This is a genomic window from Vibrio neptunius, assembly GCF_000967495.1.
GTDB classification, from domain to species: Bacteria; Pseudomonadota; Gammaproteobacteria; order Enterobacterales; family Vibrionaceae; genus Vibrio; species Vibrio neptunius.
In genome coordinates, this window is the sequence record NZ_JXXU01000134.1 from 1 (window position 1) to 542 (window position 542).

The 542-nt window shown below is 43.4% G+C and carries 1 protein-coding gene; it reads right to left on the reverse strand.

Annotation, left to right across the window (positions count from 1 at the left end; translation table 11 throughout):
- Nucleotides 1-100 precede the first annotated feature (100 nt).
- Nucleotides 101-542, reverse strand: a 442-nt coding sequence (locus TW84_RS23355; protein WP_045978000.1) for an IS3 family transposase, incomplete at its 5' end; no start/stop codon positions are given.

The window sequence follows — 542 nt, forward strand, 5'->3', positions numbered from 1 at the left end:
ATCCAGTTTTCCAGTTATCCGTAGGACGAAGTCCGTTCCCGTCTCCCGCATCCTATATCACTAGCCGCTGTCTCGTCCTAAAATACGTTGATAGTTTTTGCTAAGTCAGCAGCGCAAGCTGCTGACTTTTTTCATGCACTTCAGTTGGCGTTCTCATTCCTAAACTTAAGTGCGGCCTCATATTATTGTAAACGTCGATTGATTCGCTAACCAAACGTTTTAAGTCTTCCAAACTTCGACATTTATATAGCAAGAACTCTTGTTTTAGAATGCCATTAACTCGCTCTGCTAGAGCATTCTGATAACAATCATATCCATCTGTCATTGAGGGAACCATTCCTGCCTGACGTAGCTTGGTTTGGTATAGCCCCGAGCAATACTGCAGTCCTCTATCTGAATGGTGGATAGCTGCATGCCTATAGTGTCGATTTTTGACGGCCATACCTAAAGCTTTGGCAACATCTGATGCTTTCATTTCGTTACTTAGCTCATAGCCCATGATTTTTCGGCTATAGGCATCGGTGTGTCTCGTCCTAAAATAC